We start from the raw sequence: 18,843 nt of genomic DNA, 5'->3' as shown, positions 1-18,843 counted from the left end.
AATTGATAACAATCGAGAGAGGTTTTTATCGAAAAGTGAGATAAAAATACTTCTTGATAAAGTCAAAGACAACCATCAAGCCTATTTATTTACCATCCTTTCTCTTAGCACAGGGGCAAGAATTCAAACCACATGTGCGATACAACAAAAGCATATTAAACTCGAGTCAAACAGTATTCTTCTAAAAGACATTAAGAATAAAAAAACATATACTGGATTTATTAAACAAGAATTTATTCCTTATATTGAGCAATCAATTCAAAATTTAGATCCAAATGATTTTGTACTAGGTAATGGAGATATTGTAAAACAAGTGCAAAGGAAGATGCGACCTATCCTCAATAATTTGTTTAATAATAAACTGGAAAAAGATGACCGAAAAAAATCGAGTTGTCATTCATACACTACGGCATACGTTTGCCAGTCAGCTTATTTCTAACAATGCACCTATTTTTACAGTTAAGAAATTAATGCATCATGCGGATATTAAAACAACAATGAGATATGTAAGTGTAGATAACAACTTTGGGCAAAATTTTGTAGATAATATATTTTAAATCGAATTGTAGGATGAAAATTTAAAAATCTATCATGACGCAAATTGGTACTCATGATAGATATTTACCATAACATTTTCAGGCGATATGGATTTATTTATAATAAACCTTTTACAACCATTTTCTATGTTTCTTGTTATTTTAGTAGGTGTTAAAGAAAAAACTTTCTTTATGTATCCTCTTTCATGGACTTCACTCAAAATTGTTTTTCGTTCAAAAATAACAATTTTGATAGATTTATTTTTTATTTTTTCATGTAAGTCTTTAGTTATACTTAGATAGTTAAGATCATATTTATTGGTATCTAAAACTATACTTTTCAAGACAATTACTTCTAAATTTTTGATAAAAACATTGATAGATAATTGAGTATAACCTAAACTTTTAAGATAAAATCTGAAATATCTTTTTGATTGATTTACATTTACATTTTCATTACAACTGTTTAATAATATACTTAACATATTACCCCTTTGTGTAGTTTTGTTTAATTTTAAATTTCTCATTCTTCCTCCTTGTTTTTTTTGTTTGTTTTAGATACACTTTTACGCAATTCTGATGGTATTAGACAGAAAAGATACTACGTTTTCTACTGGGAATACTATTCTTCCAGAAGATCCTCCAGGACCGAGCTTCTTATATTCAGGGATAGAAACCCCCTTTACAATATAAGAATTAAGACTCGATAATGAAATTTGAAGAACCTCACATAATTGTTCTTTGGTAAGTACTGAACCATAACTTTCAACAAGACGTTGATATCTTCTTTCATCAAAATATTTTTTATTGATATCATCATTTTTGGTAGATTTATGTCGGTAATTTACGTTGTTCATTTTTGCTCCTTAACTTTGTGATATTGAAAGTATGTCTAAATAAAAAAAAAGGGCTTTAAAGTCCATGAAATGGGCATACTTAGATAGAAACCATGTTTTCAAACGATAAAAAAAATCAAAAATAGGCTCATTTTTAACTTATTCGGATAGTTTTCAAAAAAAAATAAATCATTTTAAGCTATAATTAATTTTATGATATTAGTGATGAATAAAAAACATGGTGTCGGATGCACTACTTTAACTTATAATCTCGGAAGGTTATTTAATATACCTATTTATGTGGATAAAAATCATTTTATGCTAGATAAGGATCATAAAGATTTATTTCCAACTGTCAGAAAGATCACGGCATCAAAAGAAAATGGTATTTTAGATATTGGAGCAGATTACAATAAACCCTATGTAAAAAAATTTATTAGTAAAGCAAAAGTTATTGTGATACCTTTAGACTTTGGCTATGAAACAATTATAGACACTCTTGCTACACTTAAGTATTTAAAAGATCAGCAATTTTTAAATCTTCTTCAACAAGTGGATGCCATAGAAGAATTAAGATATATAAAACAAGAAAAAGATACCTTGCTAAATGAAATATCGCAGAGAAAAAATAATGCTCTAAAAAGCTCTCCTGAGAATGAAATAGAAATTAAAAAATATTTTTCTAGAGAATGTGAAAATATTGAACAAAGATTTATGAATAGATTTGTAGAAGCTTTGGAAGAAGGACAACTTAATGCCTATATTACTCCCATTATCCTCATTCTAAATAAACTTGACAAGCAGGATAGTGAACGAGATTTTAGCCATAAAGAAGATTTAAAAAATAGGTTTCAGGACGAAGGTTATCATTTTGATAATATGAATTTGATCTTAACCTATCTAAGAAACTCATATGGCTTATACTCAAATATTGATAATGGGGGCTATTTCTTTGATAAGTTTTTAACAGATCAGGGACAAAAAGATTTCTTTGAAGGACGCATATCTTATCATGAAAATATCTTTAAAAGGTACATAAATAACTGCGCAAACTTTTCTTCTAGATATTCACAAGAATTTTGTCAAGTTTATGTCAAAAAACATTTATCCGTAGGACGAAGTTATCAACTTTTTTTAATTATTGCTTATTCGATATTGCAAAAAGTTGATTATACAGACACTAATATTTATGATCAAGATAAGGATATCGTTATATTTAGGGAACAATTTAAAAATGAATACAAATATTTATCAACATATACACTAGATAATGAACTATTTGATAAAACATACATTTATAATAAAGAGACAAAACTAATCAAGGATATAGCATATATTGCATACTCAATTTTTGAATATTTGGATGAAACTGATTTTAAAAAATAATTTTTTTTTGTGAAACAAAAAAACACCTCGATAATCTAAACTTTTTACCAAAGTGAAACGTAGGGTCAAAAAAAGTTAGTTTGTCGTTATAAGGTGTTATTTCTATGGACTAAATTTGTTATCTATAATTAAGTGTATACATTTCAAAAGGAGTATACACATATGAAATACAGTTCATTTTTATATAAGGAAATCAATTACACAAAACTTGGAAAACGCATTGCTAGAAAAACATGGAACAGCTACAAACAACTGATTAAAAGTCTAAAACACTCTTTACGATTAGACAAAGAAGAAAAAATTCACATTGATAAAGAAAAGACAAAAAACAACTATTACTATTCTTGTTTTGAATTTTCAACACATGATGACTTAATGAGAAAAATAGAAAAAGAACATTGAAAACAAAATACAAAAATTTGAAAATATCACTGATGAAAATGAAAGAAAAAAAACTGTTTAAAGACTTTCAAAACGCTAAATATGCTATTTCTAAAAAAATACCATTGGACATATTGGAACTGGAATTAAAAGAAAGCGATAATGCTGGAACTATTCTTCACAACGTTGTTTATAAACACAAAATCAAGAACCTAAAATCCAAAGATAAACGAACATTAAAAACACTAGAACACTATATTTCTATGTCAAAAAACTATTTTTTCACCAAACAAAAAACTCGAAAATATAACAATCAAACCCTTATGAAAGAAATCTTATTCAAAATTCCAGAAAATCAGGAATTGACTTTAACAACGGAAGAGTGGAACGTAATTATTCATAATTTCAAAAGTCTATATTTTAAAAATTATGACCTTTATTGTTATGCAATACATTGTGACGAAGGAACAGAAAATAAAAGTCATGTTCATCTGTTTTTGAGTAGCTACAATAAAGATCTAAATGATTTTGACATACAAAAAAATCTTTTTGAATCTATTTCAAAAAAGCATGATTTAATGCTAGATATTAATAAAAATAAAGACCACAAAATTTTCATGCAACATTTTCAAAATGATTTTTATATTTTTCTAAATGAACAACTACGATTATTTAAGAAAGAAGAACGTATTAAACAAAACGAATATCTTACAAATGAAGATATAAAAAAAACGTCTTTCAATTAAGCGAGATGACATATTAACAATAGACCAAAGACATACGAAATTAATTAATCAAAAACTCTTAGAACGTATTGAAGAAGTGAAAGACCCTATCAAGATATTAAAATTTGAAACTAGCGAAAAATCTTCTATATTTTCACGTGACACCACGCAAAAAATCGAAATTGAAACTGAGAGCAAAGAAGATATAAAAAAAGGTCATAAAAAGCGATAAAAAAATTATTCAAATTTATCAAATTTCATTCAAGATTTAGAACAAAAAAATAGAGAAAAAGATATAAAAATATTCGCATTAAATCAAAAATTGAATGATGATTATTTCTTTTTTAACAAGAAAGAAAATGCTCTTTTAGAGAAAATAGATATATTAAAAAATGACAAAAATGAAGATAAAAACAAAATCGAAATAGACTTAATTAAGTCCCATGAAACAAACACAATTTTAAAAAATATTCTTCAAAAAATTACAAATGTTGAAATCAATGAAGTAGATAAAAATTTAGAGTTCAATCTTCTTGAACATATTCAAAAAGTTCAAAAAATGAAAGATCTTGAAAAAGAAAGACTAGACAATGCACGTTTAACCAATAAGAAAAAAGCAGAAGAGCGTGAAGAAGTAAAAGACAAAATAATTTAAAATTTTACAATACGCCCCCAAACCCCCTAAAGGGGGCTTTTTAGAAAATTACTCTTTTTGAATTCCCTTTATAGAATAGAAAACCTCATAGAACGCTCAAAAACATCAAAAAAAGACCAAAAGGAATGTTTGACAATACAAAACATCAGAACTGAAAAAATTGATATAGAAATCGCTCTCTTTTAATTCTTTTTCTTTTAACGCGTAATTTTTCTTTTTCTTTGGTATGAGTCTATTTACTACAATTGAACAATTACACGCGTATCTAATCAAATTTTTACGGCTTTGTGAGAAATTTTATGCAAAGATTTTTATGCGGAAAAAGATTTCAAAACGCAGAAAGCAAGCAAAACAAAACTTTTAAACGTTAATTCACATACAACAAAAAAGACTAATCACATGATTTTGAAGTCAAAAGTTTTAATTCAAAAAAATCCGTATACTAATAAGTATAATCAGGTTATTTATATATGAACGAAGTGAATATATAAATAACTTAATTACTAAGTAATTAGATACCTTTTGAGTATACTCATATGTTAAAGTCTAGATAATATATAAAATAATAATATATTTTAATATATTGCTAGTGACTAAGTTTTAATTTATTTGAACATTATCTTTATATGTAAGAATTTATTGAACTTTTCCAGTGGTTGCATCATATACTAATATTTTTCCATTTTTCTTCTCATTTTTATATTCTATTTCAATAGAAATCCGTAAAAGCGAAGTTTTCAGTAACTCTTTTGCACAAGTTTAGCCTATGGTTATGGCACTATAGTGACACTAAATATTTTAAAAGGTACAATAATATAAAAAATTAGGTTCGCATATGACAAATAAAAATTTCAAGCTCATGTTTTTTACATATTTTGTAATCCTTGGTATTCTGGTCGCATTCTTTGGTTCTTTTGTTGGTTATAACATGAATCTTATTGATATCAAAAAAAATATTGATAAAGCTTCACAAGAAGTTGGATTAATAAAAAAAATTTGATTATTTAAAACCAGATATAGAAAAAATTTGATGAAATAGTTAAAGCATTGTCTACTAATACCTCATTGGAAGAGTATATTACATCGCCTGATAAGCAAAAAAGAAATAATTTAACTAATGTTTTTTATGCAATTTCTATGTCAAATAATTTTATTATGCAAGCTCGATTTATTAGTGAAGAAGGAAAAGAAATAATTCGAGTTGATAGAAAAAATAAATATGACAAGCCTTTTATAGTTGAAGAATCAAGTTTACAAGATAAAAGTCAAAGAGATTATTTTCAAATTGTAAGTCATATGAAAGAAGCAAAAATATGGCACTCCCGTATTGATCTTAATATTGAAAATGGAAAAATAGAAGTTCCTTATAAACCAACATTTAGAGTAGCTCAACCTATTATAAAAGATAATAAATTTGTTGGCATGGTTATTGTTAATTTACTTGCATCTGAAATGATTAGTGGCTTAAAAAAATCAACAAGTTTTGATCATTTTATTATTGATAAAGATGGTTATTTTATTACACATCCAAATGATGAATATTCATGGTCACGGTATACAAATTCTAGTATTAGATTGTATGATGAATTCCCATTAGAAGCAGAAAAGATACTTGCAGGGGAAAATAAAGGTGAGACTTTTTATAGTTTTCAGTTAAATGATATATTAGATAATGAAGATAAAGTTATCTTGATTTTAAAACCAAAAATTGCCTATCAGAGTACATTATTTTCATCTAATATCAAAACGAGTATTTTAATAATTTTACTTAGTATTTTAGTTAATATCCCTTTAGCATTTTTTGCTTCAATTGCTCCATCGAAACTTCAAAAATCTTTGCTTTTAGCAAATCAGGAATTAAGAAAGTTTGCGGATATTATTGACAACTATGTCATTACATCTACAACAAAAACAAATAGTGTTATTACATCTGTCAGTACAGCGTTTGCAAAAAGATATGGTTATTCAAAAAAAGAATTAATAGGTCAAAAAATGAATATTATCCGTCATCCTGAGACTTCAAATAATTTATATTCAGAGCTTTGGGAAACAATTGAAGCTGGAAAAAACTGGCAAGGTGAATTAAAAAAATCTTGGTAAAGATGGAAATACGTATTATTTGGAACAAAACATTCTTCCTATGAAAGATGAGAATAATAGAATTATTTCTTATATGGCTATTGGTAATGATATAACAGCTAAGAAAGAAGTTGAGCGCTTATCTGAAATAGATAAACTTACGGGAATTTATAATCGAAGAAAACTTGATGAATACATGGAAAGTGAACTCAATAGAGCAAAACGTTATCATCAACCTTTATCATTTATGATCCTTGATATTGATCATTTTAAAAATATAAATGATACATACGGTCATCCTGTTGGTGATTCTACATTACAGACTTTAGCAAAAATATTAACTGATAATTTACGGAAAAGTGATATTCTTGGACGTTATGGTGGTGAAGAGTTTTTAATTATTTGTCCTGAGACAGATAATAATCAAACAGCTCTACTTGCTGAAAAGTTAAGAGCTTGTGTAGAAAATACTCTCTTTGATGATATTAATAATATGACTATTAGTATTGGTGTCGCAGAATTTGAAGGTGAAAATACAGTTAAAGAGTTACTTTCACGTGCTGATAGAGCACTTTATCAAGCAAAACATAATGGTCGAAATTGTGTAGTCGTAGGATAATTTTTTTAACAATTATAGTGCTACTATCAATGGTCAAAAGAGACTATTCAAACCATCTAAAAACTTTTGACAAGTTTGAACACAATTACAGTTGAAAAGATATGTCAAAAGGACATATCTTAATAATATAACTGTTATTAAACATTATCAACAATATAAGACTCAAATAAAAGAGCATAATATAAAAGTTAAAAATTGGGAAAGCAATTTAGAGAAATTATTAGATGAGTGTATGTAAAAACCAATCTTTTACATTCTATGGGTATATATAGGGTATAAATATACGATTATATATTTTCTTAAGATTTTAAAGTTACTATTTTTAGGGACTAAGCCGAGTATATTAGTTTAATGGTGTCAAGAGGGGGACTCGAACCCCCGACCTCCGGCTTATGAGACCAGCGCTCTAACCAGCTGAGCTACCTTGACATGGTTAAAAGAGGTTGGCATTATATAGTCATAAAACTTATACTTTGGTTAATTGTTGCCTCTTTCTCAAAACACACAAAAAAATTAAAAAACATTGAGTACATAAGACTAAACTTTAAGCTCTTTTTTCTTGACTTTTTTACTATATTTGTGTAAAATTTTGTCACTCAAAACAAACGAGTGCTAAAAATTTTAGTTAAAAGGACATACAAATGACTTTCAAACCATTAGGAAAAAGAGTGCTTCTTGAGAGAATCGAAGAAGCAACGACCACAGCTTCTGGTATTATCATCCCTGACAATGCTAAGGAAAAACCTCTTAGCGGTATTGTTAGAGCAATAAGTCCAAAAGTTGCAGAGAAAGGTCTTGTTTCAGTTGGTGACAAAGTAGTATTTGCTAAATATGCTGGTACAGAACTTACATTAGATGGCAAAGTATACCTTGTAATGAACATCGACGACCTTTTAGGCGTTTTATAATCAATCAATAGACAAAGGAAATTAACATGGCAAAAGATATTCTATTTTCAGATAGTGCACGTAATGCGCTTTATGAAGGTGTTAAAAAACTCAATGATGCAGTGAAAGTTACGATGGGACCACGTGGTCGCAATGTTTTGATTCAAAAAAGTTTTGGCGCTCCAAGCATCACTAAAGATGGTGTTTCTGTTGCAAAAGAGATTGAACTTAAAGATACGATTGAAAATATGGGCGCTCAACTTGTTAAAGAAGTTGCATCAAAGACGGCTGATCAAGCAGGTGATGGTACAACGACTGCAACGGTTTTAGCACATGCGATTTTCAAAGAGGGTCTTAGAAACATCACCGCAGGTGCAAACCCTGTTGAAGTCAAACGTGGTATGGACAAAGCGGCAGAAGCGATCATTGCGGAACTTAAAAAAATGGCAAAAGCCGTTAAAGATAAAAAAGAGATCGCACAAGTTGCAACGATTTCTGCAAACTCTGACACAGTGATCGGTGAATTGATCGCTGAAGCGATGGAGAAAGTGGGCAAAGACGGTGTTATTACCGTTGAAGAAGCTAAAGGTATCCAAGATGAGTTAGATGTTGTTGAAGGTATGCAGTTTGACCGTGGCTACCTCTCTCCATACTTTGTTACCAACCCTGAGAAAATGCAAACCGTTTTAGAGCATCCTTATGTTTTATTGTATGATAAAAAAGTCTCTAATCTTAAAGACCTACTTCCCGTACTTGAGCAAGTTCAAAAAACAGGTAAACCTTTACTTATCATTGCAGAAGATATCGATGGTGAAGCATTAGCAACGTTAGTTGTTAACAAACTCAGAGGTGTTCTAAACATCGCTGCGGTAAAAGCTCCAGGCTTTGGCGATCGAAGAAAAGCGATGCTTGAAGACATTGCGATCATCAGTGGTGGTGAAGTCATCAGTGAAGAGCTCGGACGCACCCTTGAGGCGGCTACATTGGCAGACCTTGGTCAAGCAGCACGCATTGTCATCGATAAAGACAATACAACCATCGTTAATGGCAATGGCGACAAAGCGAGAATTGATGCACGTGTTGGACAAATCAAAGCACAAATTGCTGAAACAAGCAGTGACTACGATAAAGAAAAACTTCAAGAGCGTTTAGCAAAACTCAGTGGTGGTGTTGCGGTCATTAAAGTTGGCGCTTCAACCGAAACAGAGATGAAAGAGAAGAAAGACCGTGTGGATGATGCCCTTTCAGCAACCAAAGCGGCTGTTGAAGAAGGTATCGTTGTGGGTGGTGGTTCAGCCTTCTTACTTGCAAATGCTAAAATCAAACTAAACCTTAGCGGTGATGAAGCGATTGGCGCTGACATTGTTACACGTGCCCTTAAAGCACCTTTGAAACAAATTGCTGAAAATGCAGGCTTTGATGCAGGTGTTGTAGCAAATAACGTTCTTGTCAGCAACAAAGCAAACTATGGCTTTAATGCAGCAACCGGTGAGTATGTTGATATGTTTGAAGCAGGTATCGTTGATCCTGTTAAAGTTTCACGTATTGCGCTTCAAAACGCAGTTTCAGTTGCAAGCTTACTTTTAACAACAGAAGCTACGATTACCAATGCAAAAGAGGAAAAAGCTCCTGCAATGCCAGATATGGGTGGCATGGGCGGAATGGGAGGCATGGGCGGAATGATGTAATTCATCATTCTTCCCTGCTTTACATGTAAAGCCATTTCGATGGCTTTACGCCTTATCATACCATGAAAAAATTCACTTTCCTTCTCATCATTTTATCTCATTCCCTTTTTGCGGCAGACTCACTGATGGATGCTCTATTAGATGGCAATCTTACCCATAAAATTAGCTCTAATTACAAAGAAGGAGACGAAGAGGAAGAGACACCCTTTTCAAGTACCAAAACACAAAAAATTCTCTTTCATTATCAAACAGCTCCTCTGGGAGGCTTAAGGCTCGAAGTGGCTACGCAATCGTTTGCCACAGAAACGCATCAAACCAGTACGGATAATACGATCTACTACACAGAAGCCCTTTACCATGGAAATACAGAAGATGTTGGATATAAACTGAGTGCTAACTATTATGCTGACACCTACCGTCAAAGTTTAATGCAAGGTGGTCTTGAAACAACCAATGCATTTGGAACCAAAGCGCAAATGAATTATGAGAATTTTGGAAGCTATATTGCTTATTCTAAAGTATTGAGTGGTGCTCGCGGTGCCAACGGCGATTTGGAAGGGAAAGACCATCTCTTGCCAACCTCTTCCGTACTTAGCTCCAACAATTATACGCCCAATACCGCTGCTTATGCCGTTGATGTGAACTACTCCCCTCGTAAAGACATTACGCTAGGCTCTCGCTATGTTATCGCCAATGAGGTGCAAACAAATCTCTCCTACACGGGTGTTTACAGCAACTTTCAACTCAATGAAATCACCAAAGGACTCAACCTTGGCTTTTCATACGATAAAACAGGTATTGATAAGCAAAGTGACCAGTTTAGCATTAACATCAAAAGTAAGTTTTAGTGTCCACGTCCCAATAGCTCTGACGCTTCCATGACGACCATAAATGCCTCATTATCCACTTTTTGAATCAGCTCTTTAAGCGTTGGGATTTTACGATTTTCCACCACTAAAAAGATCATACGTTTATTTTCATGTGCATAGATACCATCACCTTCCACAATGGTGCCATTTTTACCTAAATGCAATACGATCTGCTCGCAGAGCTCTTCGATCTTTGTCGAGACGATATGAACTACTTTTTTAGAAGGTCCTCGCGTTAAGAACATGTCAATACTCTTTGCACTGATGTAGATGCTTACCATACTCCAAAGTGCTAGGTCAATATTTTTCGAAATAAATGCGATAGCAAGAATGACAAGCATATCGATAAAAAACATCACCGATGAGGCTTTGATACTCGTTTTTGATGCCACGATTTTAGCAATGATAGTCGAACCACCAGCAGATGCATGACCGCTTAAAATAAATCCCAGTCCAATACCTACAGCAATACCACCAAAAATAGCGGCTAAGATAACATCATGACTGAGTGCACTTACATGCAAATACTCCACCATAAAATCAATACATACTGACGTAAAGCCAATCGCGATGATACTACGAACCGTAAAATGTTTGCCGAAGTATTTAGTGCCTAGGAACAACAGTGGTACGTTAATCGCTACCATCAACACACCTACAGGGAGTTTAAAAATGTAATGTCCCAAAAGCGCCATACCTGATGTTCCACCTGTTACTAATGCGTTAGGAATAAATAAAGAGACCACACCAAAACTCAAAAAGAGTGAGCCTAAAAAGATATAACTGTAATTTTTAAATTCTGATTTCACGAAAATTGCCTTACATGTAAAAAGTGGCGGTATTCTAGCGTTCGCAGGCTTCAAGAACAATAGTATCGATTTGGGGCAGTGTTAAAAAAAAGTCATTTAAAGGCGTACATCGCCCATCAAAGCAGAGTTCATACTCCTGGGTAAAAGGTGAATGAGCAAGTCTAAGTTCTTTTTGTGGTGGAACATGAGGTGTGTAGTGCCAAGCACCCTCTTTGAAGATAGAATCTAGCGGCGGTTCCATCCCTGCTCCACTTCCGCGCACACTCGCAGAAATTACATGTAAAGAGTTTCCTTCAATTCTCCACTGCTCTTCCCAACGAATTTTTTCAACAGAGTGCATCCAAGCAAGGGTAAAAGAGTTCAGGAACAGTGTTACAGTCACTGCTCCTGAGCTCATACATAAAGCCATCATCGTTTACGATTTTTCCACCAATTCCATGCAATAAACATCAACCCAAACGCAAATCCAGCTTCGTCGGTTGCAGGAAGTGCTGCTACCAAAAGTGCAGCGGAGGCTGCGGCAAAGATACGCTCACCCATATGCAATGGCGACCACAAATAGCCAATCGCAGCACAGCCCCAGAGATAAATCGCCAACAAGGCTTTGAGGACAATGTAAACAACTGCCATCCATGTCGGATCACCTTGAAGCATTAACGCAGGATCATATACAGCCATAAAGGGAACAACAAACCCTGCAATGGCAATCTGTGTTGCTTTAAAGCCAATTTTCATAGCGGAAGCTTTGGCAATCGACGCTGCTGCAAATGCTGCCAATGCAACGGGAGGGGTTAGGTCGGCCATAATACCAAAGTAAAAGACGAACATGTGACTTACAATAAGTGGTACGCCCAGTTTTAAAAGGGCTGGTGCCGCGATAGAGCTTGTGATGATGTAGTTAGGAATGGTCGGAATACCCATACCCAAGATAATACATGCAACCATCGTTAACACCAAAGAGAGGAAAAGGCTCGTTTTTCCAACTTCAAGGATAAATCCAGCAAAGTTAGATGCCGCACCCGTCAGGGTTAACACACCGATGATGACTCCCACAATTGCACACGCGATTCCCACGCCAAGTGCTTGTTTTGCTCCATCAATAAGCGCCATTTTCATCGTACGAAGTGTATCACGTCCGCCTTTCACGACAAAATTAAGAGCAACTAAAAATGCAATGAGACCCAACACTGGTACAATGCCCCATTCTAAAAAAGAAGATGCACCAAGGGCAATAGCCACCCAAAAAACATAACGTAACGCGACTTGAGAAATGCGAGCAGCCAATGCTGCACCAAGAATCAAGACAGCCGTTAATGTCAGACCCATCATACCTGCAAACATCGGAGTGAAGCCATGAAAAAGCATGTATACTAAGGCGGCAAGTGGAAGCGCTAAGTACCAGCTGGCTTTGAGCTCTTTCCAAGGATTGGGACATTGATCGGCAGGAATTCCTAAAAGCTTTAAACGTCCTGCTTCAAGATGTACCATCCAAAAGGCGGTAAAGTAATACAACATTGCGGGAATAATCGCAGCCATAACAATATCCGAATACGCTACATTCAACGTCTCCGCCATAATAAACGCTACCGCGCCCATAACAGGTGGCATAATCTGCCCACCCATAGAAGAAGTCGCTTCAACAGCACCCGCAAAAACAGAGCTATACCCAAAGCGCTTCATGAGCGGAATCGTAAATTGTCCTACGGTTAGAACGTTGGCAACACCTGAACCTGAAATGGTTCCCATAAGTCCTGAAGAGATAACGGCAACCTTTGCAGGTCCACCTTGTGCACGACCTACAAGTCCAAGAGCAAGTGCATTAAAGAGACGAATCATGCCTGCATTTTCTAAAAATGTGCCAAAAAGAATGAACAAAAAGATATACGTCGCCGAAACCAGTGTAGGTGTACCCAAAATACCATCACTGCCAAGGTAGAGTTGGCTCACAATTTGATCAAAACCAAATCCGCGATGTGCGATGGAAAGAGGCAAATACTGTCCAAAAAATCCATAGGCTAAAAAGAGTCCACAGACTAACGTTAATGCCCAGCCAACTACACGGCGTGCCGCTTCAAAAACCAACAAACTAGCAGCGGTCGCAACCACAAGATCCATCGTGGTAGGATCACCCGAACGTTCAATGAGGTCTGCTTCAAAGACAAGGTGGTAAAAACCAAGTGCAAACCCAAAAATTGAGAGTATAAGGTCATACCAAGGAATGCTTTGCTGTGTACGACCACTCTTCGTTGCAGGATAAAGCATAAAGATCAAGAAGATTAAAAAGCTTACATGTAAAGATCTAATAATCAAACTGGAAAATGGGTGAAATGCCGCAACAGAGATCTGATAGGCAGAAAATGCGAGCGCACCAAACATCACTAGCCGTGACGCCCAGCCTATAAGCTGACGTTGGTGACCGTGCTCTTCAAAATCGGAAGTATCTTCGTGAACTTCTTCGGTTACTAAGGCAGACATACTGATTCCTTCAACAATTTTATTTAATAATTCCCATCTCTTTGTAGTATTTCTCAGCACCAGGATGTAAAGGAGCAGGTGGATTTTTTGCTGCATTCGCAAGACTAATTCCTTTAGCTGCGGCATGTGCTGCTACCATTTGGTCTAAGTTTTCAAACATTGTTTTTGTCATCAAATAGACGGTTTTTTCAGAAACACCTGCATGAGTTACAAGGAAATTTTGTACGGAAATGGTTTGCACATCTGTTGTTTGACCTTCATAGGTATTGGCAGGAATAATGCCAACTTGATACGCAGGATCGTCAATTTTTTTTACGATCTCTTCGGGAATACTCAAAAAGACGACTTTTTGTGAGGTTGCAAGATCACGAAGGGCTGCAACACCCGCACCGGATGAAAGTAAGGTGACATCCAGTTGTCTGTTTTTCATGAGTTCCACTGACTCAGCGTAAGAGAGATACTCAACTTTGGAGAAATCTTCGTATTTAATGCCTGCAGCTTCCAGAATCTTTTTAGAATTTAACGCTGTGCCTGATTTTGGAGCACCCACAGAGATACGTTTGCCTTTGATATCTGCAAACGATTTAATGCCCGAATCAGCTGCTGCAACAAAGTGAATGTAGTTGGGATACAAAGCACTAATGGTACGAAGTTTGGAAAGGGGAGCTTTAAAACCAGCATCGGCGTCACCTTTATAGGCATCCGAAAAAGAGTCACCTAAAGAGATCGCGACTTCACCACGCCCTGCTTGAAGAAGATTGAGGTTTTCAACGCTGGCTTTGGTGGCTTGAACCGCTGTTTTAGAATCGGGAATTGCTTTAGCATACATTTGAGAAAGTGCAACACCGAGGGGATAGTAAATACCGCTTGTTCCACCTGTTAAAACGTTGATAAACTCTGCCCCATAGAGAGATGCCCCAAGACACACCGCTGCCGCACTTACTAAAAGTGATCTTCTCATTGATTGCTCCTTATGAAATTTTAATATTACAAAAATAAGTTATTAAGCCCTATTTGTCTTATCGTAACGATAGGAGCTTAATAAACTTCTTATAATTTTACTTTAATGCAAAATTTCTTGGAGAATCTAACAAAAATACCCGTTTACATGTAAAACGCTTCGTATAGAAACATTTTAATAGCCAAGCACTTCATCCACTAAAATAATCGTTGTACGACCTTCATCATCACCATTGATATATGTGAATTTTTTACCAATATTATTGATGTTATAGCGAGGTTCTTTTCCTAAGCTAATGGCCGCCTTATTCATTCGTTCAATATTTTTAGGACTAGCGACATCATGAATGCGCTTAAAGCCCTCTTCCACATTTTCAACCAATTTATTGATTCCTGCGATAATGAGCACCTTTTTAGGTCCAAAAATCTGTGCGGCAACCCTGTTTCCACTTCCATCGGCATTGACCAGCTCACCGTTTTTAGTCAGTGCATTGGTACTTGTAATATACAAGTCAGCCAATATTCCTTTGTGTCTACGATCGCTATTCTCTTCCATACTAATGCCAGATTCGTACTGATTAAAAAGCGTAATATCCTTACGAGAAGTAACATGATCGTATAAACCTATCTCTTTCACTGTCGTTGATCCACCCAAACCTATACTCATATGTGGTTTGATGAAACTCATCGCAACACTGAGTGCCTCCTCTTTTGTGGGGACACAAATGAGTTCAAACCCATGTTTTTTGTAAATTTTTTTTGAGATTTTCCATTCTACTATCCTTTGAATGCATGAAGTGCTAAAGTATTATAGAAAAAAACTCTTATTTTAAACAAGGTATAAACAAGCTATAATAATGCACTATTTAGAATATCATACAAGGAATTGACCCCTATGGGAAGAGCGTTTGAATACCGAAAAGCAGCGAAAATGAAACGATGGGGAAATATGTCACGCGTATTTCCAAGACTTGGCCGTACGATCATGATGGCAGCAAAAGAAGGTGGTGGTGACCCTGAGAGTAATGCAAAACTCCGCACGGCTATCCTCAATGCTAAAGCGGAAAATATGCCTAAAGACAACATTGATGCCGCGATTAAAAGAGCGCTTGGCAAAGATGCACAAACCCTGAATGAAGTTACGTTTGAAGGCAAAGGGCCTCATGGTTCACTCTTTTTTGTCGAGTGTGCTACCGATAATAATACCCGCTCAGTCGCCAACATCAAGAGTGCCTTTAAAAAAGCGGGCGGAGAGATGCTTAACAATGGTTCATTAGAGTTTATGTTCTCTCGTAAGGCTGTTTTTGAGTTTGCTAAGACTGCGGATATGGACATTGAAGAATTAGAACTTGAACTGATTGATGCAGGTCTTGAAGAGATTGAGGAAGAAGATGGCGTGGTGCTAGTTTATGCTGATTACACCAATTTCGGAACGCTTTCAGCCGCATTTGACCGTCTTGGCATTAGCTTAACTAAAGCAAACCTAGAGCGCATTGCAAACACACCTATCACTTTCACGGAAGAACAAATGGTTGATGTCGAAAAAATCATCGAAAAAATCGAAGATGACGACGACGTACAAGCCGTTTATACCAACATCGGATAACATTCCAAGGGCTTTACATGTAAAGCCCTATTCCTCTATATTTTTAAAAAAATCACGAATATCGACTTCCAATACATTGGCAATTTTGCATAAATGCTCAACATTAAATTTTTTATGCTGAATACCAAGCTCGGCCTTAGCATAAAATGCTGCTGAAGAATGTCCAATCGCCAAAGCCATCTCAAGTTGACTTTTACCTCTTTTTTCTCTCAATAGCTTTACATTGTGGCGTATTTGAGCATGAATTGCTTCAGCATCATATGAATTCATGACCTTCTTGCTCTTTCTAAACAGTTCCTGTCATAGGTAGACTTTTTTATGAGTTTACTTTGATAACTCTTTTGCATCAATGTCCCATGGGACATTGATGTATTTTTTTATATTGACTTACAATGCTAATAGTATTAATTTTTAATCAATTCTTATTCTATCATTGTTTAGTTATTTTTAATTTTCAAGGGAAAATAAATACAAATAGGAATTTTAGCAGCTTTTATAATTATTAGGTTTATTAGCAAGACATAAAGGGTTTTTAGCGTGAAAAGTATTGGTAAGAAATTATTATATGCCTTCATTATATTTTTAAAAACGCTCTTTTTGCAAAACCACACATTAGTATGAAAAATTAAAAAAAACTCACAAAGCCCTTAATACTTACACTAACAACTAAAAATACACTAAGCCAAAAAAGGAGTCGACTATGAGTATATCAAAACAGTTGATGGCGATATTAGCTATTGCCATTTTAGGTATTGGGGCAGTTTTTATCATAAGTATTCAAAAAATGGAACAAGTCTATGAAAAGACAAATACGTGCAATGTCAATTCGCTACCAAGTGTCCTATTAATGGGCAATATGTTGCAGGATTTTAGCACGATGCGCGTTACGATGTGGGAGCATCTAGCAACAGATGATAGAAATGAACAAAAAAAAACTTGAAGCCAAATTCAAAGAATATCATACCTCTTTTGATACCTATTTTAAGAAATACGAAGTCATGCTTTCTGATGATACAGACAAAGCGTTTTACAAAAAAGAACAAGAAATAATGGCTATTTATATTCCCGTGGTCGATAAAATTTTTAAACTTTCAGATGACGGCAAAAATACTGAAGCAAAAACATCTGCTTACGATCATGGCTCAATCGTTGGGGATATGGTAAAAACACTTGAAGAGCATATGGCATATAACCAAACATTAGCCAAAAATGATGCCAAAGAAGCGATGAGTGCCAAAAGTAGTGCAACGACCATCATGATAGGTTTATCCTTGATGGTGGCTCTTGCTGTGATTGTTCTTGTCATTATCATCCGCAACAACATTATGAACGGAGTCTTTTTGATTCGTGATGGCATCGCAGGCTTTGTTCAAAATAAAGAGCTTAAATTTCGTATCAACTATGGCAAAAAATGAGATTCAAGAGATCGTCAATAGCTTTAATAGTCTCGTTGATACCCTAGAAACCATCATTGATGATGTGAAGCACTCATCATCTGAAAATGCTTCTGTTTCTCATGAGCTGAGTACCACCAGTATGCAAATCGGGCGCAATGCTGAAAACAGCACCGTAATTGTCAATAACACGATTGAAGAGATTATCACCATTAAGAAGTTTGTCCAAGAAACGGCTATTCTCTCGGAAGAGATGAAAAAAAGTATTGAACTAGCGGGTGATAAACTTGAATCGGCTAAAAAAGAGGTCATAATGCTGAAAGAAGATGTGGAACTTGCCAGTGAAGCAGAAACGACTTTAGCAGGACAATTAGAGCAAATGAGTAAAGATGCGGAACAAGTGAAAGAGATTTTGACGGTCATATCCGATATTGCCGATCAAACCAATCTGCTCGCCCTTAATGCGGCGATTGAAGCTGCGCGTGCAGGTGAACATGGACGTGGTTTTGCTGTCGTCGCTGATGAAGTGCGCAAACTAGCCGAACGCACACAATCTTCCTTAACCGAGATCAATGCAACCATTAATGTGATTGTTCAATCCATTGTCAATTCATCCGAAAAGATGACCAAGAATGCTCAAAATATCAGGCGCCTCGCAGGAGTCTCTACCAATGTTGAAGAGACGATTATGAGCACCGCTTCGGTTATGAATGAGAGCGTGGAATCTGTCATGATTAGTGCCAACAATTCGCATCAAATTGCAAATGATACCGATAAAATTGTCGATCTTGTCACCAACATCAACTCTCTTACCAGCGAAAATGCAAGAAGTGTTGAAGAAATTGCCTCTGCTGCGGATCATCTCTCTAAATTGGCTGAAAATCTCAATCTAAAATTAGGACAGTTTCAGTAGAATTATATTTTTTACATGTAAAGGA

Annotated in this window: 21 protein-coding genes, 1 tRNA gene and 1 pseudogene; 14 read left to right on the top strand and 9 right to left on the bottom strand. The window is 34.8% G+C overall.

The window, feature by feature from the left end; all coding sequences use genetic code 11:
* The first annotated feature begins 1 nt into the window (after position 1).
* Complete coding sequence (locus Sdiek1_RS15550) at positions 2-439, top strand: tyrosine-type recombinase/integrase (protein WP_087438107.1); 438 nt, start codon at positions 2-4, stop codon at positions 437-439.
* Positions 372-557, top strand: a complete 186-nt coding sequence (locus Sdiek1_RS15545) for a tyrosine-type recombinase/integrase (RefSeq protein ID WP_087438106.1) — start codon at positions 372-374, stop codon at positions 555-557. Before Sdiek1_RS15550 ends, Sdiek1_RS15545 begins: the two co-directional genes overlap by 68 nt.
* A 32-nt stretch (positions 558-589) precedes the next feature.
* Here Sdiek1_RS15545 and Sdiek1_RS04600 read toward each other — a convergent pair whose 3' ends face one another.
* Together Sdiek1_RS04600 and Sdiek1_RS04595 are read right to left on the bottom strand one after the other, a co-directional pair.
* Positions 590-1,063, bottom strand: coding sequence for a hypothetical protein (locus Sdiek1_RS04600; RefSeq protein WP_087438105.1), 474 nt, complete (start codon positions 1,061-1,063; stop codon positions 590-592).
* A gap of 39 nt (positions 1,064-1,102) precedes the next feature.
* Positions 1,103-1,393 (bottom strand): hypothetical protein, encoded by a 291-nt coding sequence (locus Sdiek1_RS04595; protein WP_087438104.1) that lies wholly within the window; start codon positions 1,391-1,393, stop codon positions 1,103-1,105.
* Positions 1,394-1,597: 204 nt separating this feature from the next.
* On the opposite strand from Sdiek1_RS04595, the gene Sdiek1_RS04590 reads away from it, so the two are divergent.
* The 7 genes from Sdiek1_RS04590 to Sdiek1_RS04565 all read left to right on the top strand — a co-directional run bounded on the left by Sdiek1_RS04590 (position 1,598) and on the right by Sdiek1_RS04565 (position 7,217).
* Positions 1,598-2,758, top strand: coding sequence for a hypothetical protein (locus Sdiek1_RS04590; protein WP_087438103.1), 1,161 nt, complete (start codon positions 1,598-1,600; stop codon positions 2,756-2,758).
* A gap of 162 nt (positions 2,759-2,920) precedes the next feature.
* Positions 2,921-3,160, top strand: a complete 240-nt coding sequence (locus Sdiek1_RS04585; RefSeq protein WP_087438102.1) for a hypothetical protein — start codon at positions 2,921-2,923, stop codon at positions 3,158-3,160.
* 32 nt (positions 3,161-3,192) lie between these two features.
* Positions 3,193-3,885 (top strand): hypothetical protein, encoded by a 693-nt coding sequence (locus tag Sdiek1_RS04580; RefSeq protein WP_151897976.1) that lies wholly within the window; start codon positions 3,193-3,195, stop codon positions 3,883-3,885.
* Between the two features lie 301 nt (positions 3,886-4,186).
* Positions 4,187-4,519, top strand: a complete 333-nt coding sequence (locus Sdiek1_RS04575) for a hypothetical protein (protein WP_087438100.1) — start codon at positions 4,187-4,189, stop codon at positions 4,517-4,519.
* A gap of 835 nt (positions 4,520-5,354) precedes the next feature.
* Positions 5,355-5,519 carry a hypothetical protein gene (locus Sdiek1_RS14820; RefSeq protein WP_161491985.1) on the top strand — a complete coding sequence of 55 codons (165 nt, stop codon included), beginning with the start codon at positions 5,355-5,357 and terminating at the stop codon, positions 5,517-5,519.
* A gap of 47 nt (positions 5,520-5,566) precedes the next feature.
* Positions 5,567-6,619, top strand: a complete 1,053-nt coding sequence (locus tag Sdiek1_RS04570; protein WP_087438099.1) for a PAS domain S-box protein — start codon at positions 5,567-5,569, stop codon at positions 6,617-6,619.
* Between the two features lie 19 nt (positions 6,620-6,638).
* Positions 6,639-7,217, top strand: coding sequence for a GGDEF domain-containing protein (locus tag Sdiek1_RS04565; protein ID WP_151897975.1), 579 nt, complete (start codon positions 6,639-6,641; stop codon positions 7,215-7,217).
* 352 nt (positions 7,218-7,569) lie between these two features.
* On the opposite strand, the gene Sdiek1_RS04560 is transcribed toward Sdiek1_RS04565, so the two are convergent.
* Positions 7,570-7,646: transfer RNA gene (locus Sdiek1_RS04560), tRNA-Met, on the bottom strand.
* 212 nt (positions 7,647-7,858) lie between these two features.
* Here Sdiek1_RS04560 and groES point away from each other — a divergent pair.
* From groES to Sdiek1_RS04545, 3 genes are all read left to right on the top strand, one after another.
* Positions 7,859-8,125 carry a co-chaperone GroES gene (gene groES / locus Sdiek1_RS04555; RefSeq protein ID WP_087438097.1) on the top strand — a complete coding sequence of 89 codons (267 nt, stop codon included), beginning with the start codon at positions 7,859-7,861 and terminating at the stop codon, positions 8,123-8,125.
* 26 nt (positions 8,126-8,151) lie between these two features.
* Positions 8,152-9,792, top strand: coding sequence for a chaperonin GroEL (gene groL / locus Sdiek1_RS04550; RefSeq protein ID WP_087438096.1), 1,641 nt, complete (start codon positions 8,152-8,154; stop codon positions 9,790-9,792).
* A gap of 62 nt (positions 9,793-9,854) precedes the next feature.
* Positions 9,855-10,640: a hypothetical protein gene (locus Sdiek1_RS04545; RefSeq protein WP_087438095.1), complete on the top strand. Its 786-nt coding sequence runs from the start codon at positions 9,855-9,857 to the stop codon at positions 10,638-10,640.
* Here the strand turns inward: Sdiek1_RS04545 and Sdiek1_RS04540 are convergent.
* The 5 genes from Sdiek1_RS04540 to Sdiek1_RS04520 all read right to left on the bottom strand — a co-directional run bounded on the left by Sdiek1_RS04540 (position 10,637) and on the right by Sdiek1_RS04520 (position 15,632).
* Entirely contained in the window at positions 10,637-11,470 is an 834-nt protein-coding gene (locus Sdiek1_RS04540; RefSeq protein ID WP_238099156.1) for a YitT family protein, read from the bottom strand. The genes Sdiek1_RS04545 and Sdiek1_RS04540 overlap by 4 nt on opposite strands.
* A 34-nt stretch (positions 11,471-11,504) precedes the next feature.
* Positions 11,505-11,867, bottom strand: coding sequence for a DUF1850 domain-containing protein (locus Sdiek1_RS04535; RefSeq protein WP_087439830.1), 363 nt, complete (start codon positions 11,865-11,867; stop codon positions 11,505-11,507).
* An 11-nt stretch (positions 11,868-11,878) separates the two neighbouring features.
* Positions 11,879-13,945: a TRAP transporter permease gene (locus tag Sdiek1_RS04530; RefSeq protein ID WP_087438094.1), complete on the bottom strand. Its 2,067-nt coding sequence runs from the start codon at positions 13,943-13,945 to the stop codon at positions 11,879-11,881.
* Positions 13,946-13,964: 19 nt separating this feature from the next.
* Complete coding sequence (locus tag Sdiek1_RS04525) at positions 13,965-14,906, bottom strand: TAXI family TRAP transporter solute-binding subunit (protein WP_087438093.1); 942 nt, start codon at positions 14,904-14,906, stop codon at positions 13,965-13,967.
* Positions 14,907-15,080: 174 nt separating this feature from the next.
* Positions 15,081-15,632, bottom strand: a complete 552-nt coding sequence (locus Sdiek1_RS04520) for a lactate utilization protein (RefSeq protein ID WP_238099274.1) — start codon at positions 15,630-15,632, stop codon at positions 15,081-15,083.
* A 168-nt stretch (positions 15,633-15,800) separates the two neighbouring features.
* Between Sdiek1_RS04520 and Sdiek1_RS04515 the strand changes: the two genes are divergently transcribed.
* The gene (locus Sdiek1_RS04515) at positions 15,801-16,511 is read left to right on the top strand and encodes a YebC/PmpR family DNA-binding transcriptional regulator (RefSeq protein ID WP_087438091.1); all 711 of its coding nucleotides are present in this window, start codon (positions 15,801-15,803) and stop codon (positions 16,509-16,511) included.
* A gap of 27 nt (positions 16,512-16,538) precedes the next feature.
* Here Sdiek1_RS04515 and Sdiek1_RS04510 read toward each other — a convergent pair whose 3' ends face one another.
* A complete protein-coding gene (locus Sdiek1_RS04510) occupies positions 16,539-16,781 on the bottom strand; it encodes a helix-turn-helix domain-containing protein (protein WP_087438090.1) in 243 nt (80 codons plus the stop codon).
* Between the two features lie 430 nt (positions 16,782-17,211).
* On the opposite strand from Sdiek1_RS04510, the pseudogene Sdiek1_RS15670 reads away from it, so the two are divergent.
* Positions 17,212-18,818, top strand: a pseudogene (locus tag Sdiek1_RS15670) (methyl-accepting chemotaxis protein).
* Positions 18,819-18,843: the final 25 nt, after the last annotated feature.

The organism is Sulfurospirillum diekertiae, from assembly GCF_002162315.1.
In the GTDB taxonomy this organism is placed as follows: domain Bacteria; phylum Campylobacterota; class Campylobacteria; order Campylobacterales; family Sulfurospirillaceae; genus Sulfurospirillum.
The sequence above is the reverse complement of the archived record's forward strand: the minus strand, read 5'-3'. Positions and strand labels throughout refer to the sequence as shown.